The sequence below is a fragment of the Mucilaginibacter antarcticus genome (genome assembly GCF_042686155.1).
Taxonomy (GTDB): domain Bacteria; phylum Bacteroidota; class Bacteroidia; order Sphingobacteriales; family Sphingobacteriaceae; genus Mucilaginibacter; species Mucilaginibacter antarcticus.
On the sequence record NZ_JBHUON010000002.1, the window covers coordinates 327,934 to 353,661 of the forward strand.

23 protein-coding genes are annotated in these 25,728 nt (G+C 43.4%); 12 read left to right on the plus strand and 11 right to left on the minus strand.

What is annotated here, in order from left to right; all coding sequences use genetic code 11:
• Nucleotides 1–73: 73 nt before the first annotated feature.
• Nucleotides 74–1,876: an RNA-directed DNA polymerase gene (locus tag ACFSYC_RS03400; protein WP_377123528.1), complete on the plus strand. Its 1,803-nt coding sequence runs from the start codon at nucleotides 74–76 to the stop codon at nucleotides 1,874–1,876.
• Nucleotides 1,877–1,971: 95 nt separating this feature from the next.
• Here the strand turns inward: ACFSYC_RS03400 and ACFSYC_RS03405 are convergent, their stop codons facing one another.
• The 3 genes from ACFSYC_RS03405 to ACFSYC_RS03415 form a co-directional block, all read right to left on the minus strand.
• Complete coding sequence (locus ACFSYC_RS03405; protein WP_377123530.1) at nucleotides 1,972–2,763, minus strand: succinate dehydrogenase/fumarate reductase iron-sulfur subunit; 792 nt, start codon at nucleotides 2,761–2,763, stop codon at nucleotides 1,972–1,974.
• Nucleotides 2,764–2,836: 73 nt separating this feature from the next.
• Nucleotides 2,837–4,771 (minus strand): fumarate reductase/succinate dehydrogenase flavoprotein subunit, encoded by a 1,935-nt coding sequence (locus ACFSYC_RS03410; RefSeq protein WP_377123532.1) that lies wholly within the window; start codon nucleotides 4,769–4,771, stop codon nucleotides 2,837–2,839.
• An 82-nt stretch (nucleotides 4,772–4,853) separates the two neighbouring features.
• The gene (locus ACFSYC_RS03415; RefSeq protein WP_377123534.1) at nucleotides 4,854–5,630 is read right to left on the minus strand and encodes a succinate dehydrogenase cytochrome b subunit; all 777 of its coding nucleotides are present in this window, start codon (nucleotides 5,628–5,630) and stop codon (nucleotides 4,854–4,856) included.
• 201 nt (nucleotides 5,631–5,831) lie between these two features.
• On the opposite strand from ACFSYC_RS03415, the gene ACFSYC_RS03420 reads away from it, so the two are divergent.
• Complete coding sequence (locus ACFSYC_RS03420; protein ID WP_377123536.1) at nucleotides 5,832–6,971, plus strand: redoxin family protein; 1,140 nt, start codon at nucleotides 5,832–5,834, stop codon at nucleotides 6,969–6,971.
• Nucleotides 6,972–7,033: 62 nt separating this feature from the next.
• Nucleotides 7,034–8,167, plus strand: coding sequence for a TlpA family protein disulfide reductase (locus ACFSYC_RS03425; RefSeq protein WP_377123538.1), 1,134 nt, complete (start codon nucleotides 7,034–7,036; stop codon nucleotides 8,165–8,167).
• Here the strand turns inward: ACFSYC_RS03425 and pdeM are convergent.
• Nucleotides 8,164–8,832: a ligase-associated DNA damage response endonuclease PdeM gene (pdeM, locus tag ACFSYC_RS03430; RefSeq protein ID WP_377123540.1), complete on the minus strand. Its 669-nt coding sequence runs from the start codon at nucleotides 8,830–8,832 to the stop codon at nucleotides 8,164–8,166. The genes ACFSYC_RS03425 and pdeM overlap by 4 nt on opposite strands.
• Nucleotides 8,833–8,953: 121 nt before the next feature.
• Here pdeM and ACFSYC_RS03435 point away from each other — a divergent pair, with 121 nt between their 5' ends.
• Nucleotides 8,954–11,872, plus strand: a complete 2,919-nt coding sequence (locus ACFSYC_RS03435; RefSeq protein ID WP_377123542.1) for a tetratricopeptide repeat protein — start codon at nucleotides 8,954–8,956, stop codon at nucleotides 11,870–11,872.
• Between the two features lie 66 nt (nucleotides 11,873–11,938).
• Here ACFSYC_RS03435 and ACFSYC_RS03440 read toward each other — a convergent pair whose 3' ends face one another.
• Together ACFSYC_RS03440 and ACFSYC_RS03445 are read right to left on the minus strand one after the other, a co-directional pair.
• On the minus strand, nucleotides 11,939–12,316 hold the full coding sequence (locus ACFSYC_RS03440) for a biopolymer transporter ExbD (RefSeq protein WP_377123544.1): 378 nt from the start codon (nucleotides 12,314–12,316) through the stop codon (nucleotides 11,939–11,941).
• A complete protein-coding gene (locus ACFSYC_RS03445) occupies nucleotides 12,304–12,477 on the minus strand; it encodes an ExbD/TolR family protein (RefSeq protein WP_377123546.1) in 174 nt (57 codons plus the stop codon). The genes ACFSYC_RS03440 and ACFSYC_RS03445 overlap by 13 nt, the downstream gene beginning before the upstream one ends.
• A gap of 190 nt (nucleotides 12,478–12,667) precedes the next feature.
• Here ACFSYC_RS03445 and ACFSYC_RS03450 point away from each other — a divergent pair, with 190 nt between their 5' ends.
• Complete coding sequence (locus ACFSYC_RS03450; RefSeq protein WP_377123548.1) at nucleotides 12,668–13,174, plus strand: cupin domain-containing protein; 507 nt, start codon at nucleotides 12,668–12,670, stop codon at nucleotides 13,172–13,174.
• A gap of 89 nt (nucleotides 13,175–13,263) precedes the next feature.
• A complete protein-coding gene (locus tag ACFSYC_RS03455) occupies nucleotides 13,264–14,655 on the plus strand; it encodes a DNA recombination protein RmuC (RefSeq protein ID WP_377123550.1) in 1,392 nt (463 codons plus the stop codon).
• Between the two features lie 8 nt (nucleotides 14,656–14,663).
• Here the strand turns inward: ACFSYC_RS03455 and ACFSYC_RS03460 are convergent, their stop codons facing one another.
• Both ACFSYC_RS03460 and mfd read right to left on the minus strand, forming a co-directional pair.
• The gene (locus ACFSYC_RS03460) at nucleotides 14,664–14,855 is read right to left on the minus strand and encodes a hypothetical protein (RefSeq protein ID WP_377123552.1); all 192 of its coding nucleotides are present in this window, start codon (nucleotides 14,853–14,855) and stop codon (nucleotides 14,664–14,666) included.
• A gap of 61 nt (nucleotides 14,856–14,916) precedes the next feature.
• Nucleotides 14,917–18,264 carry a transcription-repair coupling factor gene (mfd, locus tag ACFSYC_RS03465; protein WP_377123554.1) on the minus strand — a complete coding sequence of 1,116 codons (3,348 nt, stop codon included), beginning with the start codon at nucleotides 18,262–18,264 and terminating at the stop codon, nucleotides 14,917–14,919.
• Between the two features lie 198 nt (nucleotides 18,265–18,462).
• On the opposite strand from mfd, the gene ACFSYC_RS03470 reads away from it, so the two are divergent.
• The 5 genes from ACFSYC_RS03470 to ACFSYC_RS03490 all read left to right on the plus strand — a co-directional run bounded on the left by ACFSYC_RS03470 (nucleotide 18,463) and on the right by ACFSYC_RS03490 (nucleotide 22,726).
• Entirely contained in the window at nucleotides 18,463–18,873 is a 411-nt protein-coding gene (locus ACFSYC_RS03470; protein WP_377123556.1) for a DUF4199 domain-containing protein, read from the plus strand.
• Nucleotides 18,866–19,168, plus strand: a complete 303-nt coding sequence (locus ACFSYC_RS03475) for a DUF2752 domain-containing protein (protein ID WP_377123558.1) — start codon at nucleotides 18,866–18,868, stop codon at nucleotides 19,166–19,168. The genes ACFSYC_RS03470 and ACFSYC_RS03475 overlap by 8 nt, the downstream gene beginning before the upstream one ends.
• A 107-nt stretch (nucleotides 19,169–19,275) precedes the next feature.
• Nucleotides 19,276–19,683, plus strand: a complete 408-nt coding sequence (locus ACFSYC_RS03480) for a hypothetical protein (protein ID WP_377123560.1) — start codon at nucleotides 19,276–19,278, stop codon at nucleotides 19,681–19,683.
• Nucleotides 19,684–19,817: 134 nt separating this feature from the next.
• A complete protein-coding gene (locus ACFSYC_RS03485; protein WP_377123562.1) occupies nucleotides 19,818–22,028 on the plus strand; it encodes a transglycosylase domain-containing protein in 2,211 nt (736 codons plus the stop codon).
• A gap of 68 nt (nucleotides 22,029–22,096) precedes the next feature.
• Nucleotides 22,097–22,726, plus strand: a complete 630-nt coding sequence (locus tag ACFSYC_RS03490) for an NAD(P)H-dependent oxidoreductase (protein WP_377123564.1) — start codon at nucleotides 22,097–22,099, stop codon at nucleotides 22,724–22,726.
• A 60-nt stretch (nucleotides 22,727–22,786) separates the two neighbouring features.
• On the opposite strand, the gene ACFSYC_RS03495 is transcribed toward ACFSYC_RS03490, so the two are convergent.
• The 3 genes from ACFSYC_RS03495 to ACFSYC_RS03505 all read right to left on the minus strand — a co-directional run bounded on the left by ACFSYC_RS03495 (nucleotide 22,787) and on the right by ACFSYC_RS03505 (nucleotide 24,468).
• Nucleotides 22,787–23,083, minus strand: a complete 297-nt coding sequence (locus tag ACFSYC_RS03495) for a hypothetical protein (RefSeq protein WP_377123566.1) — start codon at nucleotides 23,081–23,083, stop codon at nucleotides 22,787–22,789.
• Nucleotides 23,084–23,150: 67 nt separating this feature from the next.
• Nucleotides 23,151–23,594: an Hsp20/alpha crystallin family protein gene (locus ACFSYC_RS03500; protein ID WP_377123568.1), complete on the minus strand. Its 444-nt coding sequence runs from the start codon at nucleotides 23,592–23,594 to the stop codon at nucleotides 23,151–23,153.
• Between the two features lie 163 nt (nucleotides 23,595–23,757).
• Nucleotides 23,758–24,468, minus strand: a complete 711-nt coding sequence (locus tag ACFSYC_RS03505) for a LytR/AlgR family response regulator transcription factor (protein ID WP_377123570.1) — start codon at nucleotides 24,466–24,468, stop codon at nucleotides 23,758–23,760.
• A gap of 117 nt (nucleotides 24,469–24,585) precedes the next feature.
• Between ACFSYC_RS03505 and ACFSYC_RS03510 the strand changes: the two genes are divergently transcribed.
• Nucleotides 24,586–25,695: a sensor histidine kinase gene (locus ACFSYC_RS03510; RefSeq protein WP_377123572.1), complete on the plus strand. Its 1,110-nt coding sequence runs from the start codon at nucleotides 24,586–24,588 to the stop codon at nucleotides 25,693–25,695.
• Nucleotides 25,696–25,728 lie beyond the last annotated feature (33 nt).

Genomic DNA, 25,728 nt, shown 5'->3' on the forward strand with positions numbered 1-25,728 from the left:
AGGCAGGAACAAAACAGCTTTGATATTTTGTTTTATAATATTAAACGGTTAGCTTTAGTAGCAAAACCTTATCATGACACTTTACGATCTATTATATAGAGGATATTTCCCAAAAGAACTGCCCCCTCCGTTTAATGCCAAATCATATGCAGATAATATCACAACCATTTTAGCAAATTGGTCAACGATCTTTGCCGACAATACACATGCGTCTACTTTGGTAAAGGCCAGTACCGAAACAGCGCAGCAATTTAAAGCTCGGAAAAGAAAACATTCTGAGGACTTTATAGCGAAATATAATTCTTCCAAAGGGACGATATTTTCTATTTCAAAAGGAAAATTGTCTAGACGATTCCTACAAATCCCGAATCCTAAACACTTTGCATTGCTAAGTGAAAAGATCTCAAATAATTGGACAGCATTCGAAAACGTTTATGCGATCTCAAATTATTCAAAAAGCTACCCTATCCCTGACAATGATATTACGAAGAGGTCAGTCCGGACATATAGCAAAAGCGTGGGGGAATTTAGAAACGAAATAATAAATACATCTTCAAATAAAACAATAGAAGTAAGGGTAGACATTTCGAAGTTTTATCCGACAATTTATACACATTCGATCGCATGGGCCTTGTTAGGCAAGAATAAAGCAAAACAGTACTTTAAGAAAAAAGACATTTTAGATTCATTGATTGCAGCGGGAGATACGGATGCCGCGTTATATAAGATTTCAGAAAGTATTGACATGGCAGTACGAAGCTGTCAGGAACGACAATCCATTGGAATACCAATTGGACCGGACACTTCACACATTATAGCAGAAGCTGTAGCATGCCAATTAGATTTGATTCTTGAAAAGAAATTCCAAGATATTGGACTGGAGGCTTGTAGGTATTATGATGATTACTATCTATATGTGTCTACCAAAGATGAAGCTGATAAGGTTCTAAAAGGTTTACAATTAATTCTTGCCGATTTTCAGTTGGAAATAAATGAAAGTAAAGTCAAAGTCAGAGAATTTCCGTTTGGGTTTGAAGATGAATTCGCGACGACGTTATTTTTGTTCAATTTCAAAAAGACGAATCTCGACAACAGCATAAAACACTATTTTAGTTTGATTTGGGCCTTCATTGAAAAAAATCCGAAAAAGGCGGATACTATTTTCAAGTATTCTTTAAAAATTTTTGAGTTTGGAAATGTGGTAATCCCCAAAAAAAGTTGGCGTCTATTTGAAAACCTGCTTTACAAAACCGCTTTGATTGAACCATCCGTACTGGATATTGTCACTCGTATTTTGTTGACTTACGAAAAATACCTAGATGCAGTGTCAAAACAGCGATTAAAGGCTTTGGTTAATTGCATTATAAATGATCATAGCCCAATTAATCACAATTTTGAAATATCATGGGCATTATGGCTTGCTAAAACATTTAAGATTGAAGTTGAAGAACTGTGCGCAAATAAAATAATTGAAACGAAAGATTCAATATCAAATCTCATATTATTAGATTTGATAAACAACACTTCACTGGTACTTGGTACTCCACAGATAGCCAAATTAGATACAGAACTAAAGGAGGATATCCTATTTTCAGAACATTGGCTGTTGGCGTACGAAGGTGTTAAAAAAGGGTGGCTTACTCCTGCAAACCCCAACTTGCTGAATGAAAATTTATTTTTTAACATCTTAAAAGATCTCGATGTGGAATTTTACGATGCCAATAAACAATTAAAACCTTATCTATCGCTTAAATCGAAGACAACACCCATAATAGCCCAAGAAACTGTTGTTATTAGCGGTATAAAAGATATAGAAACAGTTGATGCGCCGCAGGATTACTTGGATTTTAGCGATAGTATTCCATCCGGCTTTTAATACTGATTTTCGTAGTTTCAAAAACCAAAAACCAAAAAACAGAAACGGCCCCGAGTTATCGGAGCCGTTTACACTGTTGTAAGTTTTAAATAGTATTATTCGCCACCGCCGTCGCCGCCATTTACGCTGGCTTCGCGGAATAGTTTGGCACTGAAGAAATCGTTATTCATGCGGCTAATGTTGGTCAGCGAGATCTCTTTAGGGCACTCTGCTTCGCAGGCACCGGTGTTGGTACAGTTACCAAAGCCTTCCTCGTCCATTTGCGCTACCATGGCTTGTACGCGGCTGTAACGCTCCGGCTGACCCTGTGGCAACAAAGCCAGCTGAGATACCTTAGCTGACACAAATAGCATGGCAGAAGCGTTTTTACACGCAGCTACGCAAGCGCCGCAACCTATACAAGTGGCCGAGTTAAATGCCTCGTCGGCAATTACTTTAGGGATAGGAATGATATTAGCATCGGGCACGCCGCCAGTGTTAACCGATACGTAGCCGCCTGATTGCTGGATCCGGTCGAACGCAGAACGGTCAACCGCCAAATCTTTTATAACCGGGAAAGCTGCCGCGCGCCATGGCTCAATGGTAATGGTCTCGCCATCGTGGAAGCTACGCATGTGCAGCTGGCAGGTGGTGATAGCACGTTTTGGCCCGTGCGGGCGGCCATTGATATATAATGAGCACATACCGCAAATACCCTCGCGGCAATCATGGTCAAAATGGATGGGCTCATCACCTTTAAGGGTAAGGCTCTCATTAACCACGTCAAGCATCTCTAAAAATGACATATCAGGCGAGATATTCTCGGCCTTGTAAGTCACCATTTTGCCGCTGCTTTTAGCATCTTTTTGTCTCCACACCTTAAGTGTCAGATTCATGTTTCCACTCATACTTTGTTAGATTTGAGATGTGAGACTTGAGACGTGAGATAAAACCTTCCGGTCTCTCAATACTCAAATCTCCTTATTTGTAGCTTCTTTGCGAAGGATGAACAAATTCAAAATTCAACGCTTCTTTGTGTAATTCTTCTTGTTGGTTTTCGCCTTTGTACTCCCATGCGCCAACAAACGAGAATACCTCGTCGTTACGCATCGCTTCACCTTCTTCGGTTTGCGATTCTAAACGGAAGTGACCGCCGCATGATTCTTTACGCATCTGCGCGTCGTCAACCATCAGCTCACCCAGTTCAATAAAATCTGCCACGCGGCCCGCTCTTTCTAACGAAGCATTAACCTCGTCATTAGCGCCTACTACTAAAGCATTTTTCCAGAAATCGGCTTTTAAGGCTTGTATCAATCCTTTGGCTTTTGTCAAGCCTTCTTCGGTACGCGCCATGCCGCAATACTCCCACATAATGTGGCCAAGGTCGCGGTGGTACTCGTTAACCGTTTTGGTGCCTTTAAGCGCCAATAATTTATTAACGTGATCAATCACATCCTGTTTAGTTTGTGCAAATGCAGGGTGGCTTGTATCAACCGGTTTAGGGCCAATAGTAGCCAGGTAATCGCCCAGTGTAAACGGAATAACAAAGTAACCGTCAGACAATCCCTGCATCAGTGCCGAGGCACCTAAACGGTTTGCACCGTGATCGCTAAAGTTACACTCGCCTAAGGCGTAAAGGCCCGGTACGTTAGTGCTTAAATTATAATCAACCCAAAGGCCGCCCATGGTATAATGTACGGCAGGGTAAATACGCATGGGTTGAGTGTACGGGTCCTCGTTAGTGATCTGGTAATACATATCAAACAAGTTACCATACTTAGCCGCTACGGCTGGTTGGCCAAGACGTTTAATCGCGTCGGCAAAGTCAAGGAACACGGCAATGCCAGATCCGCCTACACCACGGCCATCATCGACCATTTCTTTAGCGTTACGCGATGCTACGTCGCGCGGAACAAGGTTACCAAAAGATGGGTATTTACGTTCCAGGAAGTAATCGCGGTCCTCTTCGGCCACCTGCGCGGCAGTTACTTGTTTGGTGCGCAGCTTCTCTGCAGTTTCTTGTGTTTTTGGTGCCCAAACGCGTCCGTCGTTACGTAACGATTCAGACATCAGCGTTAGCTTACTCTGGTGATCGCCGCTTACCGGTATACAGGTAGGGTGAATTTGGGTATAGCATGGGTTGGCAAAAAACGCACCGCGTTTATGCGCACGCCAGGCCGCAGTTACGTTTGATCCAATGGCGTTTGTTGACAGGTAGAACACGTTGCCGTAACCACCGGTACATAACAATACGGCATGGCCGCTATGGGTATCAATTTCGCCGGTAACCAGGTTACGGGTTATGATACCTTTTGCATGGCCGTCAACAGTAACCACGTCAAGCATTTCGCTGCGGGTATACATTTTAACTTTGCCTTTGTGGATTTGGCGGTTTAACGCAGAGTACGCGCCTAACAACAATTGTTGTCCCGTTTGTCCCCTGGCGTAAAACGTACGTGACACCTGCGAACCACCGAATGAACGGTTATCCAGCAAGCCGCCGTACTCGCGGGCAAATGGTACGCCTTGAGCAACGCACTGGTCTATAATGTTTACAGATACCTCTGCCAAACGGTGTACGTTGGCCTCGCGGGCACGGTAATCCCCGCCCTTGATGGTATCGTAAAACAAACGGTAAACGCTGTCACCGTCGTTTTGATAATTTTTGGCAGCGTTGATACCACCCTGCGCGGCAATAGAGTGCGCACGGCGGGGGCTGTCCTGGAAACAAAATGCTTTAACATTATAACCCAACTCGGCCAGCGATGCTGCAGCTGATGCGCCCGCTAAACCGGTACCTACAACTATTACATCGTATTTACGCTTGTTGGCAGGGTTAACCAGCTTTAAGTTAAATTTATGCTTGCTCCATTTTTCGGCTAATGGGCCCTGCGGAATTTTAGCATCTAAACTCATATCGTATGTTTTTGGTTGATTGGGTTGATGGCGTGAGCGGTTAAACTTAACTCAATCAACTTGCCCAACTTAATCTAACTGTCTATTTAAAAAAATAATATACTATCGGCATCAGGGCAAAACCTATCGGGATAATTACCGCGAAGAACCAAGTGCCGATAAACTTTACCACCGGCGTATATTTTCGGTGTGTCCAGCCCAGGGTTTGGAAAGCGCTTTGAAAACCATGCAGCAAGTGGAAAGATAAACTACCCATCGCTATCACATAGATCAACACATACCAAATGTTATGAAAGCTGGTTGATACTTTTGTGTGCAGATCTTTTACGCGTACAATCTCATCTTCGTTCACTGTTGTTGCAGAGTGCTCAAAGTTTGGATCGGTTGGTACAAAATCGCTTACTGTGGTAACGTTGCTTAAAACATTGGTGCGGTATTCTTTAAAGCCAACGGTATCGGTATATTTATATTTATACCAAAAATCGCTCATGTGTATCACAATAAACAAGAAGAGGATAGAACCTAACAGCCCCATGTTTTTTGATGACCATGATGCCGGCGCTTTATCTTGCGATGCATAAGCCACCGGCCTTGCTTTTTTGTTGTTAAGCGTTAATATTAAAGCATAAATACCATGCACTAAAATTGCGCCGTAAAGCAGGTAGGCAACCACCTCAATAGGCGGAAAATGTGTCAGAAAATTGGCATACACATTAAACCCATATCCCTGGTCGTCTTTAAATAAAAACAGGTTGCCGCCTAAGTGTACAATAATAAAAGTACACAAAAACAAGCCTGTTAAAGCCATGATAAGCTTTTTGCCCAGCGATGAGTTAAAGGTTTGTTTAATTTCGCTCATTGGTTTATAGTAAATGTAAAATCACGCAAAAGTATCTATTAAATAGCAAAAGATATAAATGGTTACTGTTAAATACAGCGCAATTGACTATTTAGAAACAATCTAAAGCAGGGGCGGTTTCAGCACAAAAATATAGACCGATTTTTTGTTGTTGATGCTAAATGTACTTACATTAGCCTGATTAAATACCCATATTAACCGATGAAGTACCTGAGCTTTATTTTTCTGATAGTGCTTTTTTGCGCCTGCAACCGTTCACAAACAGGTGATATAGAAATTAGCGGCACGGCTAAAAACGCAACCTACGGCAGTATAGTTATTAAAGACATTGTTAAAAATATGATCTTTAAGGCTGATATTAAAGATAATAAGTTTGCTATTAAGGGTTATCTGCAGTATAGCGGCTATTATAGAATGATATTTTCTACCCCGGCAACCAAAGGTATCACCCGCGAGGTTGAATTATACCTGGAGCCCGGCAACTACACTATAAATATAGACCCGGCTTTTATTAATGATTACCCGGCAGTTACGTCAACATCTGAGGTGCAGAAGCAGTTATCGCAATACTACGCCATAAATGACACCATGCGCCACGAGTCCCGTCGTAAGGTTATTGCCATAAATAACCAAATGAAAACGGGTGGAGACGAGATTAAAGATGGCGACAATATTGAGGAGATAGCCCGCCTGCAAGAGGAGGAAATTAAAGCAAGCCGCGTTGATCCTTTATCGGTTTTTAACGCTTTTATGAATAAATATCCGGACAATGTGGTAGCGTCTCACATTATGATAGGTATGGATTATCAAAACGACCCGGCCAGCTATCAAAAACTGTATCAAAAGTTTAGCGCAGGGGCGAAAGCCACAGAAGATGGCAAAACGCTCGAGCAAAAGTTAAAGCAATTAAGCGGCCTTGCACCCGGCAGCCCTATGCCAAAAATTGAGGGTAGTACACCAACCGGCGAGAAACTAGACATTAAAGCGATGCACAAAAAGCTATTGCTTATTGATTTTTGGCGATCAACAAACGGCACCAGCCGCGATAATCATAAACGCATTATTGGGCAGTTGATGCAGTTAAGCACCAAAGGCTTTGGAGTGATCAGTGTATCGTTAGATACCGTTCGTGCTAAATGGACAGCAGCCATTGATAAGGATAAGATGAAATGGACCCAGATATCAGACCTTAAAGGCGATGAGTCGCTTAACGGTGTTAATTGGGGCATAAAAAGTATCCCGGCGTATTACCTGATTGATGGCGAGGGCCGCATTATTAAACGCGTGTCAGAGTTTAATGATCTTCCTGCCGAAGTAGAAGATTTTTTTAAAGCCGAATAAGCAGCACTAAATTTTTAGTTTTAAATGTTTTGTGGTAATTTGGTGCTACCAATACCTTAACCATGAAATATATCTTCCTGTTTTTTACAGCAGTAATTGCAGCCGGCTGCAACGTAAACACCCTTAACATTAATGGCACGGCCAATGGGGTAGCAAACGCCACCTTCACCTTAAAAAGCCAGGGCCAAACGCTGGAAGGTGTCAATATCAAAGATGGCAAGTTTGAGATCAAACAAATTCAGCTCGAGCAGCATGACTATGGTACCATAACTTTGTCTCAATCCGGCAAGCCGGATCTTGATTTTGAGGTATACCTGGAGCCGGGCGATTACACCGTAACTTTTGATAAAACTAAACTTAGTGTTTATCCTGCTGTCAAAACGGATTCTAAAATACAGCACCAGTTATCTGCCTATTATAAAATATTGGGCGATTTGAGCTGGCAAACTGCTAAAAATGTTGAACAGTATGACGGTGCTTACAAGCAAGCGGTTGATAACGTAAACGGCGATTGGGCGGACAGCGTAACGGCCCTGTCAAACAAAGCCGAGGCAGAACGTACCAAACTTAGCAATATACCTAGGTTGGCGCTATTAGCCTATATAACCAAAAACCCGGATAATGAAATTTCCGCACACTTAATGTACAGTATGAGCTTTGAAGCTGATCCGGCAGCGTATAATGTGGTGTATCAAAAGTTTTCATCCGCACAAAAAAATAGCGCCGAGGGAGCAGACATAGGGCAGCGCCTTAACACACTGGTGCATTTAAGCCCGGGTGCTCCGGCACCCATCATAGAGGGCAAAACACCGGATGGCAAGCCGTTTGATATTAAAAAGATAGGCACAAAACTGGTATTAATTGAGTTTTGGCGTGCATCAAGCGTTAATAGCCGTGTCAATCATCAAACCATGACACAAAATCCACCGCCATTTATGAAAAATAAAGACCTGGGTATCGTAAGTGTTTCTTTTGACAAAAAGCGCGATTGGTGGCTGGGCTCCATGCGTGATGACAAGGTTACCTGGGCGCAGGTGTCCGACTTGAAAGGTAACGACTCGCCCAATAAAACCAATTGGGCCATTACCACTACCCCTACCTATTATTTGTTAGATGCCGAGGGCCGGATTGTTGAGCGCGACCTGCAATTTGATGAAATTACACCGATGGCGGAACGTTACCTAAGCAAGCATTAAGCTATTGCCATAACTTTGTCTTTAAGCACGGCAAAAATATGGTCGGTTTTCATACTGCGGATAGCTACCTTGCCGGTAAATTTGCCAAAAGAAGGCAAGATGGCCTGGCGCTTGCCAAATGCAAAACAAGGTAGCGTAATGCTTTGCCTCCCTTTTCCGCGTAGGCTTACCCCGGGGTGAATATGTCCGCAAAAAACATAGCCGGATAAGGTATCGAGCACAGTTTCTGATTGTGGGTGGTGCAGCATTACAAAAGGCCCGATCTGCAAAGAAGCATGCAGGGCAATGTTGAGTTGATGATAGTGATCGTCGTGCACAATGTCATGGTTGCCGCGTATCAGGATGATCTCCAGCTTAGGGAACTGTTGCCGCCAAAGCCTGAGCCACTCCCAATCCGCATTCATATCGCTATGAAAAAGGTCGCCCAGGAAAATGACTTTTTCGGGGCAATACTCATGGATCAGGTCTGACAGTACAGCCAGATCATCCTGCTCCATATCGCGCGGTACGGCTATGCCCGCTTTGCGGAAGTGACCCACTTTACCCAAATGCACATCGGCAGCAATCAAAGCTTTTTCCTGCTCCCAATAAATGGCACGCTGGCAAGTCAATAAAAGGTCCTGATCTAAAAGTTTAAAAGAGGTAGCCGCACAATCCGTCATCATGGTCCAAAACTAATAAATTTAGTTTTATGTTGAGGGTGTTTCTTGAAACCGAAGTTAATGCCAGTGGGGAGTACTGTAATTCTACCAGATAAAAAGATGTATCTTAACCTTTTTAAACGCGATGAAAAAAATTGCTACCCTACTCACATTTGCCATTGTGTATGGCTTTGCCACCCAAGCGCAAAACATCGCCCCGGACGATGCCGCCACAGCGTTAAACCGTTTAAAGCAAATTCAAACAGATCTATCTAAAACTCCTGTAGGCACGGGCGACGCAAAGATCAAACAGATAGATAAAATGCTTGCTTTGGGTGTATGGGGCAAGGCTCAGCAACTTATTAATGCAGCACCGCAAACTTCGCCCTACAAATTATTAAAAGCTGATTATCTGATTTTACACAACAACTACGCCGCTGCCGAAGCGCTGGTTAACACCGTTTTAAAAGCCGAACCTAAAAGTATAAAAGCACTTCAGCTTAAAGCCACCCTGCAAATACAAGCCTGGTTACTGCCGCAGGCCATCATCACCTGCAAAAGCATCTTGAAGACTAACCCAACATCCGAGGCTACCTCAATACTGATGGGGCGGGCAATGTTACTGCAAAAGCGATATGCCGAAAGCCTTGCCATCGCCAAAAAAATAGAGAAACAAAATCCGGTTAACGCCGAAGCTTACCAGTTAGAGGCCGATGTTTATTTCTGGAATCAGCACCCCGAGCAAGCGGAAGCACCCTTGAAAAAATCGCTTGCTATAAATCTTTACAACGCCGATGCACGCTTTAGCTATGGTTACGCCATTTGGCGCCGGGTTGATGCCACGCAACTGAATGCCATGGCTGCACAATGGGAGATAGCGCTGGCAGTAAACCCCCTGCATTTTTCTACACACTGGCATTGGGGCAATGGGCATACCAACTTAACCTATGCTGACTATGCTGAAAAGAATGACGATGAGGTACGCAACGCGCTTGAAAAAGCCGATGCTCTTTTTAGCGCCGGTAAAATTGACGACGCCATAGCCTACACCCGCACCATACAGCAGCAATACCCAACCTCCGTACTGCCACTAATGCACCGGGGATCATTGTATTACAGCGCCTTTGAAATGAACAGAAAACTGCGTCTTGACTCGGCAGAGCAGATCTTTAAGCAGGTACTTACGCGGAAAAAACATTACGGCCCGGCTCATAATGGTTTGTCCGCCGTAATAAAATCACAGCGCATACCTTACTTGTCTACTTACGACTCGATAACCAACGTGCTTAACAACGTAAGGATAACCGACATGAAAAACTTTGAACAGGTTTTTCCGGATGTGTCTTACTATCCGGGCAATTTGGCTAAGGCCATGGTTTGGAACCAGATGTATTCGGCCGTGGCTTATTTTCCGTTCTTGTCTAAGCAGAACAGGGCATTTAAGGTATCGCCCCTGCATATTGATTTGGCTATCACCATGAAGTCGCCAAGCTTTAGATATATGACTACGTTTGATAATCGCCAGTGGATGGATATTCGCGGCGTAGGCAGCGGCTGCGCAGACATGGAATATGTGGAGCGTGGGGCTTATGAAGAGCGTAATGTAGTACTGCACGAGTATGTGCACCTATACCATGCAGCGGTGCTAACGGACGAAGAGAGCCGCCAGATACGTAAGCTTTACTATAACGCCATGGCAGAGCACCGTACAATGGATTATTACTCGCAGAATAATGAGTCGGAGTATTTTGCGCAAGTATATCCGGCTTACTTTGAGCCGGTAAAAGTGCACCCGCTCGATTTTAAATCGATGAATACCAGTAACGATTTAAGAACAAAGGACCCGGCAGCGTATGCGTTTATTGGCAAACTGGTTAAAAAGCAAAAAGCTTATTTAGCCGGCGACAAAAGCGCCATGGCTGATAACTGGGCGCAGGTATATCTAAATCTAAGTGGTGGCGGGCGCAGGGGTAGCGCAGGTAGCTTTGAGCGCACCGCGGCTTATCTTGATACATCGTTAATGTACGACAGTAAATACCTGCCAACATATTTGGCTTATGCCAGACTTAAATGGACACAAAAGGATTTTAAAGCGGCGGTAGTTTGGCTTGAAAAAGCAGAAGCTATAAATGCCGGATATGCACCCGTTTACGTAGCCCGGGCAGATTTATTACAGGCCCTCGCTATTTCATATCCGGATACAAAACAAGAATCTTTAAGGCAGCAAATAGCTTATCTGAGAAGAGCCTATGATGTTGAAGACGATTACCAGGAACGCGCATCCATCAATAGCCAGCTACGCGAGGTTTATCGACGTAATGCATTAATTGGCGATGCCCTGGTAACGGCAGAAGAATATGTGAAAAATGGCGCCACGGTATCTACTTACCTGCGCGATCAGCGGGACGATGCGGTAGCCTATGTGGCCTCGTTGAAGTCAGAATTAGGTTTTTCTGAATCGGTTGCTGTATTGCAAAAGTTGGTTGAGCAAAAGCCACAAAACTACAGCTTGCGTGCCATGTATGCCGATGCATTGGCGGCTAACAAAGCGTATGATAAAGCCATTGCCACGCTGCAACAAGCGCAGCGTATATTAAAGTCGGTAGGCAACGGCAATGCCGGTTTCGATTTGCAAATTGCCGAGTTTTATAGCGCCCTTGGTAATAAAGATTCCGTGGCTAAATACATTAATCAGCCGGCATCAAATGGTGGCATAACTGGCCGTGGCAGAGCAACCGACATTTACCGCAACATCCGCCTGCAGGCTGCCAGTGGCGATGGAGAAAGAGCTTTGCAGCAAATACGGGCGCTTCCTATCCCGACAGATAATGTGACAATGGCTGATTATCACTACACCAGTGGCAAAGTACAAGAGGCCAATAGCAATGATGCAATGGCAGCGCAAAGCTACGAGTCGGCGGTAAAGGCTAATCCCTACTTGTTTAAGGCTTATCCGTGGCTGATTAATTACTATAACAAAGGCGGCCAAACTGCTAAAGCTGATGCCTTAAAAGCTGGTTTAAAAAGTTTAAAAATACAACCGGGACCTGGGATAGAAATTTAACAACGCATAAGCTAACTACTGTGTCATCCTAATACAAACATAAGATGACATAGTGGGTATGTGTTATCATTTATAAATTCTATCCCGCCTCAGCATCGCCACATCACCAGGGGTAATGTCCACTATGGCGCGTATGGCGTTGTTGGTAATGTTTAGTTCGTCCATCATCATTACCATGTTTTCATAATTAGACTGGTCGCTGGGTTTTACCAGTACAATCATCTCTTTACCCTGCTGTTGCTTTACAAGGTTTGATTGTGTTATAAGTGTACGCCGTATGCCGTTTTTACCAAAGCTTACCCGGGTAGGAGTTGTTAAGGGCTTATCAGGCAGGCCCATGTACCAAATCAGTTTGTTATTAGCCCCAATTAAAACGGTCATCGTCCTGCTCTCGGGCACTTTGCCATGGATATCATCCTCTTTATCGGGCATTACCAGGTCCATAGCTGTAGGTTTTGCAGGGTGGTGGTCAATATAAAAAAGGTGATGAGTAAAAACGCGAGATCAACCATGGCTGTCAAATCTACCCGGGTCGATTTCCTGCTGCTCCTTACGCGGCCACTATTTCCGTTAGTGGCGGCCGATTTGTTTTCTAACTCTGCCATGATTTAAGTTTTGTGCCTTGCGGCGGTTAATAATTCAGGTTGCTTAGATTAAAGTTAAACACATAATTTAATAAATGCAACAATATTGCATTTTGTTTTTTAATTATTTCAAAATATTAAAACCGACAAGCCTTCTTAGCGTTAAAAATAAGTCGGTTTACAAACGACATAACGATAACCACAATACCGAATGACTATCAACCTGCAAAAGATACACGTTAACGCCAGCGAGACTTTCCCTAACAGTAAATTCCCGGTTCTGCTTTATAAAAACATACTCGAATTACCGGGATTGTTCCCTGCCAAATATGTGTCAGACCTGTTTGAGCGCAACAACTGGAGCAACAGCTGGGATGCCGGGATATTTGACTGCCACCATTACCACAGCAATGTGCACGAGGCGATGGGCGTTTACAAGGGCTCGACAACCGTAATGCTGGGCGGCGAGGGCGGCGTTGAAGTGACACTTGAAAAAGGCGACGTATTGATTATTCCCGCAGGCGTAGCTCATAAAAACATGGGCAGTGAACATGATATCAGCTGCGTTGGCGCTTATCCATTGGGTCAGGATTATGATATGATGTATGGCAAGCCCGAAGAACGCGAGCAAGCGGCAGATAACCTGATCAAAACACCGATACCGGATACCGACCCGGTACGCGGTGGCGATGGCCTGCCCGATATATGGAAGGATTAATATTAAGCAAATGATGCGTTTTTAGTAGCCCCGGATATTCTTGGCTTATTAATTTTTCATACCTTCGTTTTGCTAATATTTTTATCAAAATGACTGAAGCTTACCTGATAGTTGCTACCATAATCCTTTTAATCGCGGTATTTTTGTTTATTAAAAAACCGGCCGGTAATAACGGTATTTCTGCGGATGATATGGCGCGTTTAACCAATGAGCGCGACCAGCTGAAGATCTCGTTAGCGGTATCTGAGCAGCGGGTAACAGGCGTGGTGCAGGAGAAAGAAAGCATCGCCATTTTACTGAAAGAAGAAAAAGACCGCCTGGCAGATGAATTGGCCGGCGTGCGGGTTAATCTGGATCAGGCTAATCAGTCGTTAGAGAGCGCCCGCTCCTACTATAAATCGCAACAGGAGAAACTGACCGAGCAAAAGGCTGATATTGAGCAGGTGCGCAGTCACTTTCAAAAAGAATTTGAAAACGTTGCCGAGAAATTGCTGAAAGAAAAATCAAAAGAGTTTATTGACGTTAACCGCAATAACCTGGATACCATACTTGGGCCGCTTAAAGAAAACCTGAAAACGTTTGAGGAGAAGGTGGACAGGGTATATAAAGTAGAGTCGGACGAGCGTAACCTGTTACGCGGCGAGCTTACCCAGCTAATGGCCCTTAACAAACTGATTAGCGAAGAAGCCAGCAGCCTAACCAAAGCCCTTAAAGGTGACAATAAGAAACAAGGCAACTGGGGCGAGGTGATCTTAGAACGTGTATTAGAGCGTTCTGGCCTGGTGAAAGACCGGGAGTACCGCATTCAAGCCAGCCTTACCGGCGTAGACGGCAGCCGCTATCAGCCCGATGTGATTATTGACCTGCCGGACGAAAAACACCTGGTGGTGGATTCTAAAGTGTCGCTGATTGCTTACGAACGATTGGTGAATTGCGAAAGCGAAGACGAGCGTAAGCTGTTTTCTAAGGCGCATGTCGAGTCTATTCGCAGCCATGTGCATGGTTTATCGTCCAAAAACTATCATGATCTGTACCAGATCAACTCGCCCGATTTTGTGTTACTGTTTATTCCTATTGAGTCGTCGTTTAGTTTTGCAGTACAGATAGATGCCGAGTTGTTTAGCGATGCCTGGGATAAGCGTGTGGTAATTGTAAGCCCGTCGACACTATTGGCTACGCTGCGCACCATTGCCAGTATTTGGAAACAGGAGCGTCAAAACCGCAACGTATTAGAAATTGCCCGCCTGAGCGGTACCATGTATGATAAGTTTGTGGGTTTTGTAAACGATATGGAAAGCATTGGCAAAAACATAAAGCAAAGCCAAAGCGCCTACGATAACGCCATCAACAAGCTAACCGAAGGCAATGGCAACCTTACCAAAACCGCCGAAAAGATTAAAGGCCTAGGCGCAAAAGCCAATAAGCAGCTGGACCAAAAATATATTGAGGCTGGCGATACGGAAGATGTAGCCGAAGACTAGCTTAGGGCTTACTCAAATTGCAGTTCCCAATTGTTCTCGCCGGCATCTACCACACGAAAGATCTTTTTTTCGACGCTATGGTTGCCATCGGCCGATTCGATGCGAACGTAATCGTGATCATGAAAATCTTCAAGATCTGTTTTAGTCACCATTAAAGAATTTACTGAATGTGGGTCGCCGGGAATTGTGATAACTTTCATAATAGTGTTGTTTGGTTAATGCTTTAACAACAATGTAGGTTATTGGTTTGAGTGTGTACTATTATGCCACTTCCAGCATCCCATCCAACAACTCTACCGCCTCGTCAATTCCGCCAACATGCTCCACGCTTAAGCGTAAGGTATTTTTAATCTCTTTTAAATTAGTACGGCGCGGGTTGGCCTGCACAAAGTTAAGCACATTACGAAAAGCGGCCGACTCAAAGTAAGCAGATTGCTGGTTGGTAATAAAATAACCGCGCAATACACCCTTTTTAAGGGATACTTTTTCAAAACCAATGGCTCTACCCTTCCATTGCAGGCGCATGGTATTTAGCAGGTCGCTTACCTGTGGTGGTACCGGGCCAAAGCGGTCATGCAGCTTTTGCTGAAATGCCTCAAGCTCAACTTCGTTTTCCAGTTTCGATAGTTCAGAATATAAGTTATACCGTTCAGATAAGCTGGTTACATACTCATTAGGGATCAGGATTTCCAGATCGGTATCTATTTGCGTAAATGCGATATATGGGCGCGGTTTATCGTCGGGGAACAAGCCTTTAAATTCCTCGTCTTTTAACTCGTGGATAGCTTCATCAAGTATCTTGTGATACATTTCGAAACCTATTTCGGCAATAAAGCCACTTTGCTCGGCACCTAACAGGTTCCCGCTACCGCGGATGTCCAGATCGCGCATGGCAACGTTAAAGCCGCTACCCAGATCGCTAAACTCTTCTATGGCGCTTAGGCGTTTACGGGCCTCGTTGGTCAGGGTAGATAATGGCGGACTTAGCAAATAACAGTAAGCCTTTTTATTACTCCGCCCTACACGGCCACGCATCTGGTGCAGATCGCTCAGGCCAAACATGTGGGCATGGTTAATAATGATGGTGTTTGCGTTAGGGATATCCAAGCCGGCCTCAATAATGGTGGTTGCTACCAGTACATCATATTCGTGGCTAACAAATTTCAGCATCACATCTTCCAAAGCATCGCCCTCTAACTGGCCGTGGGCTATGCCTATACGTGCACCCGGCACCAGTTTATGGATCATGGCACCCAGTTGCGGCAAATCAGCAACCCGGTTATGGATAAAGAAAACCTGACCACTACGCTCCAACTCATATGTCACCGCTTCTTTTATCAGCGTATCATTAAACACATGCAGCTCGGTAACTACCGGCTGGCGGTTTGGCGGTGGCGTTGAAATAATAGATAGATCCCGCGCGCCCATGAGCGAGAAGTGCAATGTACGCGGTATGGGCGTAGCCGTTAGCGTCAGCGTATCTACATTGGCGCGCATTTGTTTAAGCTTTTCTTTAGTGCTAACGCCAAATTTTTGCTCCTCGTCAATAATCATCAGGCCAAGGTCCTTAAACTTCACGTCCTTGCTCACCAAACGGTGCGTGCCTATAATGATGTCTACTTTACCATTTTTAAGATTTTCTAAGGTATCCTTGATCTGCTTGCTTGATTTAAAGCGGTTAACGTAATCAATGTTGCAGGGGAAACCTTTTAGACGATCTGAAAAGGTTTTATAATGCTGGGCCGCCAAAATAGTGGTGGGCACCAGTATGGCAACCTGTTTGCTATCAGAAACGGCTTTAAACGCCGCGCGAATGGCAACCTCCGTTTTACCAAAGCCTACATCACCGCATATCAGGCGGTCCATAGGGTGGGGCGACTCCATGTCTTTCTTAAAGTCGTTGGTAGCTTTCTCCTGGTCGGGCGTATCTTCGTAAATAAAGGAAGCTTCCAACTCAGTTTGCAGGTAGCTATCCGGCGAAAAAGAGTTACCTACCTGCGATTTTCTGACAGCATAAAGCTTGATCAGATCGCGGGCTATGTCTTTAACTTTTTTTTTAGTTGTTTTCTTGAGCTTTTCCCAGGTATCAGTGCCCAGCTTGTTCATGCGGGGTTGGGTGCCTTCTTTGCCGCTGTATTTTGAGATGCGGTTAAGCGAGTTAATGTTTACATAAAGCAAATCGTTATCCGCATATATCAGGCGAATCATTTCTTGCTGTTTGCCGCCAACTTCTACTTTCTCCAGGCCGGCATATTTGCCAATGCCGTGGTCAATATGGGTTACAAAATCTCCCGGCTTAAGGTCGCGCAGTTCTTTAAGCGTAATGGCCTGCGATCGTTGGTAACCTTTTTTGAGCTTGTATTTATAATAACGGTCAAATATCTGGTGATCGGTATAAGCGGCCAGTTTTTGCTCACGATCAACAAAACCCTCGCGGATAGAAACGCTGATGGGCATAAACTTCACCGTTTTATCCAGATCTTCTAAAATAGCATATAAACGTTCTACCTGCCTTGCCGAATCGGTGAGGATCAGGTTGTCTATCTTCTCGGACTCGTTATTTTTAAAGTTATGTATCAGCAGCGCAAAATCCTTATTGAACGAGGGTTGCGGGCGCATGTCAAAATTAATAGCGCTATCGGCAGTATAAAAAAACTGCTTGCCAAACTCAATAATGGAAAAATCGTGCAGCTGATCGGCAATCAGTTTTTCGTCGGTAAAACCAAACTTAGGGTCTATCCAATCGGGGTTTTGGTTCTTTTCGTCTGCAGACAAGGCGTTCCATAACTGGGTAGCCTTTTTATAGCCGCTCTGTATAATGTCGAACGTAAATTGTACGTCCTTGATCCAAATTTGTGTATCGCTGTCTATATACTCTAACAGCGAGATATTACTCTCTGTTAAAAATTTAGATTGTACGTTGGGTACAATGGTGATGCTTTTAACCTGCTCGACCGATAGCTGACTCTCTATCTCAAAAGTGCGGATAGATTCGATCACATCGCCAAAAAACTCCACCCGGTAAGGCAGCTCATGCGAAAAAGAGAAAATATCGACAATGCCGCCGCGAATAGAGAACTGGCCCGGCTCGTACACAAAATCAACGCGGTCAAAATCATAATCAACTAAAAATTCGTTGATAAAATCAATGCTCAGTTTATTGCCTACAGAAATTTCAAGGGTGTTTTTTTCCAGCGATGCACGGTCAATCACCTTTTCGGCCAAGGCCTCAGGGTAAGTAACAATCAGTTGGCCAAACTCTGACGAATGGTTAAGCTCATTCAATACCTCGGCACGGGCCAAAACATTGCTGCTGTCGGGCTGGGTAAATTCAAAAGGTTTGCGGTATGATGACGGGAAAAGCAGTACCTCTTTACCCGTAAGGTTTTCCAGATCAGCCTGGAAATAGCCGGCTTCTTCGCGTTCCGGTAATACAAACACCATGTGCTTGTGCTGCAAAAAATACAATGCTACCGCCATGGTTGCATCGCTTGATCCAACCAGCCCACGTAGCTGTATCCTTGGGTTTTTGGTGGCGTTTAATGCTGTAGCAAGCGCCTTTACCCGGTCATCAGCTTTATATCTGTCTAATATATCACGGATGTTCAAAACGGTGCAAAGATATGTAATTAGACCACTGTTTACGGCTGATTGTTTTGATTGGGCGTAATTTTTTATCAGCAGATTTTTTAATCGTGCAAAACAATATCATAACTAATTTCCTTTTAATGGTAGTTTAAGCTACATGCGTAATTATTACTTATGTAGATCATAACTCACAACTTTTTACCTAATACTTTTAAAAAAATGAGAAATGCATTAATATGGGGCGTTGTAATCGGAGTGTTAAGCGCCGCCTGGTTATTTATTACACATGCTATGGGTTATGATGCCCATGATGACAAAACCGCACCGCACGAGTATATCTCGATATTTATACCCATTATAGGTTTATTCTTCGGCGTTAAAAGCTACCGCGACAGCGAACTAAAAGGCAATATGGGTTTCCTTGAAGCCTTGGTACAAAGCTTTAAAATATTAATTGTTGGTGGTGTACTGGCTATATTTGTGGCTATCGTTTACATCAACTATATACAAACTACAGACAGCAATTTTATGGCATTCTCGGGCCGTATGTTTGGCGCTTTGTTAATTGGTATATTGTCGGCATTAGCCGTATCTTTGATTTTGGCAACAAAATCAAACAAGGTTGATTAAGTTTTTAAAATCAAATTTAGAACTGATATTTTGGGTAGCCGCCATCATTGCGCTGGCGGCTGCTAACCCTTCGCTTGAGTCTCAATACCCGCTTTGCCCGCTTAAGTTGATGGGCATAGCCTGGTGCCCAGGCTGCGGCATAGGCCACGCTATCTCGTGGTTACTGCACGGCAACATTGCTAAATCATGGCAGGCGCATTGGTTGGGCGTACCGGCAGTTATTATTATTACGTACCGGATATTTGTTTTGGGGCGGGCTATGCTTATGCCTAAGAAAGCGTTTAAGTTTGAATAGCGTGGCAAGGCGAATCTTTTTCCATAACCTGCTATAACATAAACTTTTATACAAAATTTAACATTTCTCCTATTGGATTTTCAAATGCTTAAGTATATTTTTGCTGTATGGTCAAAAGATTTACAGCGCTATTTTTAACCCAGCTATGCCTGGTAACGGTAATTGCCCTGGCGCTTAATCTTAATTTCTGTAATGATGCGCTTGCCGGTGTAAAAAGCGCTGCTGCTGCTGTTACCCCTCCGGGGGATAAATTATTGCCGCCGGTAATAGTAAAAAAAACCATTGAGCCACAACAGCCGGATGCTAAGGTTAAAGGCATCGCTCAAGCCGAATCGACCTCGGTTATATCTAAATTATTCAGTTTTGAGATACCGAAAACTACCTTCGGCGACTTTGTATTATCGGCACAAAAGGCCTTGTTAAGCAAGTTAATTAACGACTCACCTGCATTGCCCCCACCGCCATGCGGTAAAACCTCGCAGTATATTAAAAACGGCGTTTTACGCTGTAATTGATAGCTATCTGCTACCCTCAAAATTCTTATTTCACCTATAAAATAGCGGTTAGTAACTGCGGGTAAGGAAACATTTTAACAAACCTTACGTTTGTATTTTTACATTTACGTTAGTTTTGAACAAAAATCCTTTTGATGCGCCGCCTCAATCCTAAACACATCCGCATTGCGGTTATAGTTGCTGTTTCTTTAATTGTACTGTTACTTATCGGCGGTTTCATCGCTTACGGCAAACGCGAAGCTATTTTACAAAGCCAAATTGCCAAAGCCAAACTTAAAGCCAAACGCCAGTATAATTTAAATTTGCAGATAGGATCGGCTCATTTTTCAGGTTTAACTACCATAAGCTGCAAAGATATTATCATAGTACCTCAGAATAGGGATACCTTATTAAATGTAAAACGTTTTGAAGTAAGCATAAAGCTTTTGCCCTTGCTGTTTGGCAATATCAAACTGGCAGACGTTTATATGGACGACGCTTTATTGAACCTTACGGATATTAAAGGCGTAAGAAATTTTGATTTTTTATTTAAGAAAAAGCAAGACTCGGTTAAAACCAACACGAAGCTCGATCTGAGTGAGTTGTCTAACAACCTGATCAAACAGGTGCTTTACAAGATTCCTGATAACCTTAATGTTAGTAATTTCCTGGTATCATTTAAAAATGACAGCGCGAGGTTGAAACTACTGACCGAAACCGCCAAAATTGACGATGGCGACCTTACATCAACCGTTAAAATAAATGATACCGTTGCTACCTGGCATTTCTCGGGCATAATGCATCCAAGTGACAAGGAGATAGATGTTAAGCTTTATGCCGATAATGGCAAAGTGGAGATCCCCTTTATAGAAAAACGTTTTGGCGCAAAAGTAAACTTTGATAACCTAACGGTTAAGCTAACTAATGTTAAGCACAGCAATGGCGAAACCAAAATAGCCACTTTTTGCAGCGCACACAACTTGCTGATCAATCATCCGGCCTTTGCGGCTAATAATGTAATTGTGCCTGATGGCTCTATAGCGGCCGATTTTTTAATAGGGACTAATTACATTTCATTGGACAGCTCGTCGGTAATCCATTTAAAGAAAGCTAGCGCCCATCCCTACTTAAAATATACGCTTAAACCGGTTAAAACTTATGAGTTAAGGCTGAGTACAGGCTGGCAAGATGCGCAAAATATCTTCGACTCTTTCCCGACTGGTATGTTTGAGTCTTTAGAAGGTATTAAGGCCCAGGGTAAGCTTAATTACAGCTTAAACTTTTTCCTGGACAAAAGCATGCCTGACAACCTTCGGTTTGATTCGAAGATGGAAAAGGACGCGGATTTTAAAATTGTCCGATATGGCCGTACCGACCTTAGTAAGCTCAATAAAACATTTGTTTATACCCCGTATGAATATGGAAAGCCGATGCGCCCACACGTAATTGGCCCCGAAAATCCGGAGTATACACCGTTAGAGGAAATGTCGCCATACCTGCGTAACGCCGTTATGACTGCCGAGGACCCTACCTTTTACAAGCACCGTGGCTTTGTTGAAAAATCTATTCGGGCATCTATTGTTACAAATATTAAAAAGCAGGAGTTTAGCCGGGGTGGAAGCACTATTTCTATGCAGCTTGTTAAAAACGCTTTCCTTACCCGCAAAAAAACCCTGAGCCGTAAAATAGAGGAGATATTAATTGTATGGCTGATAGAAAATAATAATATCATAACCAAAGACCGTATGTTAGAGGTATACTTTAACATAATAGAATGGGGGCCGGGTATATATGGCATCAGCGAGGCATCACATTATTACTTTGGCAAATCGCCGTCTGAGTTAAATTTGGGCGAGAGTATTTACCTGGCCAAAATTGTTCCAAGACCTAAAGCTGGGCTATACGCGTTTTTACCTGATGGCAGCTTAAGGCCCGGGCTTGAGCGGTATTTTAACTCGCTTGGGCGCATGATGATGGGTAGGGGCTTTGCCCAGCAGGACAGTAATTCTTACGGGTTTTATACGATTAGGTTACGCGAAGGTTTACGCCAGCGTATTGAGTCGGTTGATTCGACAGAGGCTAACCAAATCCTTAACTCACCGCGACAGGATGATGTTGACCTGGCCTTACCCCAGATAGAAGACCCCGAACCGTCTAAAAAACCTAATTTCCTGCAACGGATATTTGGTAAACGAGATACCGTTACACAGCATACAGAGCAAATGCTGGAAGATGAAGAGGAACGACGCATTAACGCCATTGACGAAACCGGTAAATCTGGTAAGCAAATCCGCCAGGCGAAGCGGGCTATCAGAAACGATATTAAAGCCAAAAAGAAAGCGCTGGAAGCCCAGGGTAAACTTTAAATGGCTTATGTGTGACAACATGTAATGTTTAACCTTTTAATTTCGCATCGAATTAAGAATTGAATATCATGTCACTCATAGATAAATTAAATTGGCGTTACGCCACCAAAAAATTCGACGCAAATAAAAAGATCAGTCCGCAACAATTAGCCGAGCTTTTAGCCGCCGTGCAACTTGCCCCTTCATCAGCAGGTTTACAGCCCTACCGCATCATCATTGTCTCTGATCCTGAAGTTAAAGCCAAGCTACGCGATGCCGCCAAAGGCCAGCAGCAATTAACCACTGCATCGCATGTAGTAGTTTTTGCCGCCGAAACCAACCTGGACGAAGCTTATGTAAAACGCTACATTGATTTGATTGCAGAAACACGGGGAATGGATAGGACGCTGCTGGAGGCTTTTGAAACTAATATCATCCATAACGTTAACAGTAAAACCGAAGACGTTAAAATTACCTGGAACCATAAGCAGGCCTACATTGCATTGGGCGTTTTGTTAAGTGCAGCTGCCGATTTAAATATCGACGCCTGCCCTATGGAAGGATTTGAACCCGGTAAGTTTGACGAGATATTAGGCTTACGCGAACTGGGCTTAACAACATCTGTCATAGCGCCAATAGGTTTTCGAGCAGAAGATGATCATTTAAGCAAAGCCAAAAAGGTACGCAGACCTACGGAAGAGCTTTTTATTCATATTTAATATACTAAAGAAGCAAGATCACGGCAGGGAGCATCCTAAGCGGCTTTGTTTTAGGCCGTCTCATTCGTCGTAGGCCTTTAAATTTTTTTGCTTAAAAGTTTCCCGTGCAATAAGCTTGGTGTTTTCGGCTAGCTGATTTATGGTGCAACTTATTGTTTTGATTTTTGTTGGTAGTTCGTCAACAGTTTCCATGAGGTCAATATGTAATAAATGATCATCTGCCAATGTCCGGTTTCCTTGCAACTCATCAAAAAGTGTATTAGCTACTTTTCTGTCTTCACCCAAAAAATATTGTCCATAGGTCTCAAAGCCTTGTAAGGTTTTTAAACTCAGCAAAATATAAAAGCGTGTTTTCATAACCGTTTAATAATTAAAAAACAAATGGCCCCTGGTTACCAGGGGCCATTTGCTTTACCTGCCTAAATTATTTTATCTCTATTTGCCTGCGTACGGCTTTCGCTTCTTCGCGTTTAGCAATATCGATTTTTAAAACGCCGTCGGTATACGCGGCTTCAATGCCTTCGGCGTTGGCGCTGTCGGGCAGGGTAAATGAACGGACAAACGAGCTGTAGCTATACTCGCGTTTGCTGTAGTTTTTCTTCTGGTCAGTATTTTCGCGTTGCTGCTCCACAGAGATATTAAGCGCGTTACGTTCCAGATTGATCTTAAAATCCTCTTTTTTTAAACCCGGGGCAGCCAGTTCAACATGATAGTGGTCCTCCGTTTCGCTAATGTTAACAGCCGGAACGCGGGTAACCATGCAGTCGTTAAAAAAAGTGTCGTTAAAAATAGAATCAAAAACATCATTAAAGCCTGGCATTAATGATCCGTTGTGGGTTTTTGCGGGATTAAATTTAACCAATGTCATAGGTCGTCCTCCTCAAATAATTTAAATGATTGAACTTAATAATTAATTAAACTAATCATTGATATTCAAGTAAAATGCCAAACGGTTACAGGCATATATTTGCTGAAAAAAATACAGAACAGGGTGAAAAATTTTCAGTTAATCTGTCAAATTTTCAATCCGGCTACTCCATTTTCCCGGTCATTCGCGTTATTACTTCTTTATAGCCATCGCTAAATGGTATCTCTACTTCGGCAATTTTTATGCGCCCTTTGCGGATAGAGTGTACATGGTCAAGGTTGACGATGTATGATTTATGCACCCTGAAAAAATCGTCAGCAGGCAACTGGCTTTCCAACGATTTTATGGTGACTCTTGAAATGATCGGTTTTGGCGCGTTGGCCAGGTAAATCTTTACATAGTCTTTCAAGCCCTCTACATACATAATATCCTCATGGTTTACTTTAATAAGGTTATAATCAGCGTACAAAAAAATGTGTTTGCGGCGTTTGCCGGTTTCGGGTTCGTTAATACGTTTGGCTTGCTCATGTACGGCAACTGCTTTGTTGCATGCTTTTAAAAAACGCTCTACAGCTACGGGTTTTAACAGGTAATCAACCACATCAAGTTCAAAGCCGTCTAGCGCAAATTGTTCGTAGGCTGTCACAAAAATAATGAGGGGCTTTTGCGTCAGGCTTTTTACAAACTGCAACCCGCTGATTCCGGGCATTTGGATATCGCAAAATATCAGGTCGACCGTATGCTCCTTTAAAGCCTGCATAGCTTGCGTGGCTGATCGGCAACTGGCCACAAGCTCAAGTTTTTCAACCATGCGGATGTTGTCCTCCAGTAGTTCCAGGGCCAGTGGTTCGTCGTCTATAATGATGCAGTTCATAAAAGGTTATACAATTATAAGGTTATAATATCATAAAGTAATCGGGGTTCGTCGCAACAATGCGGGGTCTTGTCTACTATATGTTATATCGTAGTTTTTTCTGTTTTTATTTGTGGTATGAAAAAACTGCTTGATAGCCGCTGGTTTTGGTTTGCTATGCCTTTTGTAGTGTGGTTTGTGGTAATGGTACTGCCTTTTATTGCCAGTGCCGATAGTGGCAACTTCCCTGAAGAAGCCCGCCGTCGATTTATCATCAACATACTTACCGGTAACTTTTTATTGCTGTGTGTGTTTTATATTCACACCTACCTGGTTTACCCGCTGGTGAACAAAAAGGTGCTGTGGTACGTGCTTGCAGCATTGTGTTTGCTGGGTCTGTACTGGCTTTGCTGGCATTATTTGCGTGTTGACCAACCCCGTATGGTGCGTATAGATATAAAGCATGACATTGTTAAAAGCAAGCCATTTGGCGATGCTCACCCAATGCCACGCAGTGGAAAGCACTTTAGGCGTGAATTTGGCGGACCGTTTAATTTCTTTCCGCTGATGCCTTTGATCGCAATTTTGTTTAGCTATTGTTACCGCGTGATTATTGATAACCGAGCTAAACAGCAATTATTAAAAGAGCGCGAGAATGTGCAGTTGCAATCAGAGCTTACCTTTTTGCGGTCGCAAATAAGCCCGCACTTTATGTTTAACGTGCTTAATAACCTGGTAGCGCTTGCACGCAAAAAGTCTGATGATTTGGAGCCGGCCATTATCAACTTATCGCAACTAATGCGCTATATGTTATATGAGAGTGATGATAATAAAGTGCTTTTAAGCAAAGAGGTTGATTATATACAAAGCTTTATTAACCTGCAGATGCTGCGTTTTGGCAGCAACGTAAAAGTTAACATAGATATACAGGGCGATACCAATATGTATACGATTGAACCTATGCTGCTCATCCCATTTGTTGAGAACGCCTTTAAACATGGCACCGGCATGGTCGAAAATCCGATTATTGACATATTACTTACTATTGATAGTGAAACCAATTTAATGCGCTTTAAGGTTTATAATACAGTAAGCCCGCTTGATGTGTCTAAAGATGATAGTTCGGGAATTGGTATTAGCAACGTTATACGCCGGCTGGCCATATTATATCCTGCGAAACACAATCTGGATATTGTGAATGAAAACAATATCTTTACTGTAGACCTAAGCATTAACCTGTCCAACTAGCCTGCATAAAGCCCTGCGTGGTCGCACCAAAGG

Bases quoted from the DNA above. Each gene is read 5' to 3' on its own strand.
- ACFSYC_RS03400 (WP_377123528.1), top strand. From the start codon at position 74: ATGACACTTTACGATCTATTATATAGAGGATATTTCCCAAAAGAACTG.
- ACFSYC_RS03405 (WP_377123530.1), bottom strand. From the start codon at position 2,763: ATGAGTGGAAACATGAATCTGACACTTAAGGTGTGGAGACAAAAAGAT.
- ACFSYC_RS03410 (WP_377123532.1), bottom strand. From the start codon at position 4,771: ATGAGTTTAGATGCTAAAATTCCGCAGGGCCCATTAGCCGAAAAATGG.
- ACFSYC_RS03415 (WP_377123534.1), bottom strand. From the start codon at position 5,630: ATGAGCGAAATTAAACAAACCTTTAACTCATCGCTGGGCAAAAAGCTT.
- ACFSYC_RS03420 (WP_377123536.1), top strand. From the start codon at position 5,832: ATGAAGTACCTGAGCTTTATTTTTCTGATAGTGCTTTTTTGCGCCTGC.
- ACFSYC_RS03425 (WP_377123538.1), top strand. From the start codon at position 7,034: ATGAAATATATCTTCCTGTTTTTTACAGCAGTAATTGCAGCCGGCTGC.
- pdeM (WP_377123540.1), bottom strand. From the start codon at position 8,832: ATGATGACGGATTGTGCGGCTACCTCTTTTAAACTTTTAGATCAGGAC.
- ACFSYC_RS03435 (WP_377123542.1), top strand. From the start codon at position 8,954: ATGAAAAAAATTGCTACCCTACTCACATTTGCCATTGTGTATGGCTTT.
- ACFSYC_RS03440 (WP_377123544.1), bottom strand. From the start codon at position 12,316: ATGGACCTGGTAATGCCCGATAAAGAGGATGATATCCATGGCAAAGTG.
- ACFSYC_RS03445 (WP_377123546.1), bottom strand. From the start codon at position 12,477: ATGGCAGAGTTAGAAAACAAATCGGCCGCCACTAACGGAAATAGTGGC.
- ACFSYC_RS03450 (WP_377123548.1), top strand. From the start codon at position 12,668: ATGACTATCAACCTGCAAAAGATACACGTTAACGCCAGCGAGACTTTC.
- ACFSYC_RS03455 (WP_377123550.1), top strand. From the start codon at position 13,264: ATGACTGAAGCTTACCTGATAGTTGCTACCATAATCCTTTTAATCGCG.
- ACFSYC_RS03460 (WP_377123552.1), bottom strand. From the start codon at position 14,855: ATGAAAGTTATCACAATTCCCGGCGACCCACATTCAGTAAATTCTTTA.
- ACFSYC_RS03470 (WP_377123556.1), top strand. From the start codon at position 18,463: ATGAGAAATGCATTAATATGGGGCGTTGTAATCGGAGTGTTAAGCGCC.
- ACFSYC_RS03480 (WP_377123560.1), top strand. From the start codon at position 19,276: ATGGTCAAAAGATTTACAGCGCTATTTTTAACCCAGCTATGCCTGGTA.
- ACFSYC_RS03485 (WP_377123562.1), top strand. From the start codon at position 19,818: ATGCGCCGCCTCAATCCTAAACACATCCGCATTGCGGTTATAGTTGCT.
- ACFSYC_RS03490 (WP_377123564.1), top strand. From the start codon at position 22,097: ATGTCACTCATAGATAAATTAAATTGGCGTTACGCCACCAAAAAATTC.
- ACFSYC_RS03495 (WP_377123566.1), bottom strand. From the start codon at position 23,083: ATGAAAACACGCTTTTATATTTTGCTGAGTTTAAAAACCTTACAAGGC.
- ACFSYC_RS03500 (WP_377123568.1), bottom strand. From the start codon at position 23,594: ATGACATTGGTTAAATTTAATCCCGCAAAAACCCACAACGGATCATTA.
- ACFSYC_RS03505 (WP_377123570.1), bottom strand. From the start codon at position 24,468: ATGAACTGCATCATTATAGACGACGAACCACTGGCCCTGGAACTACTG.
- ACFSYC_RS03510 (WP_377123572.1), top strand. From the start codon at position 24,586: ATGAAAAAACTGCTTGATAGCCGCTGGTTTTGGTTTGCTATGCCTTTT.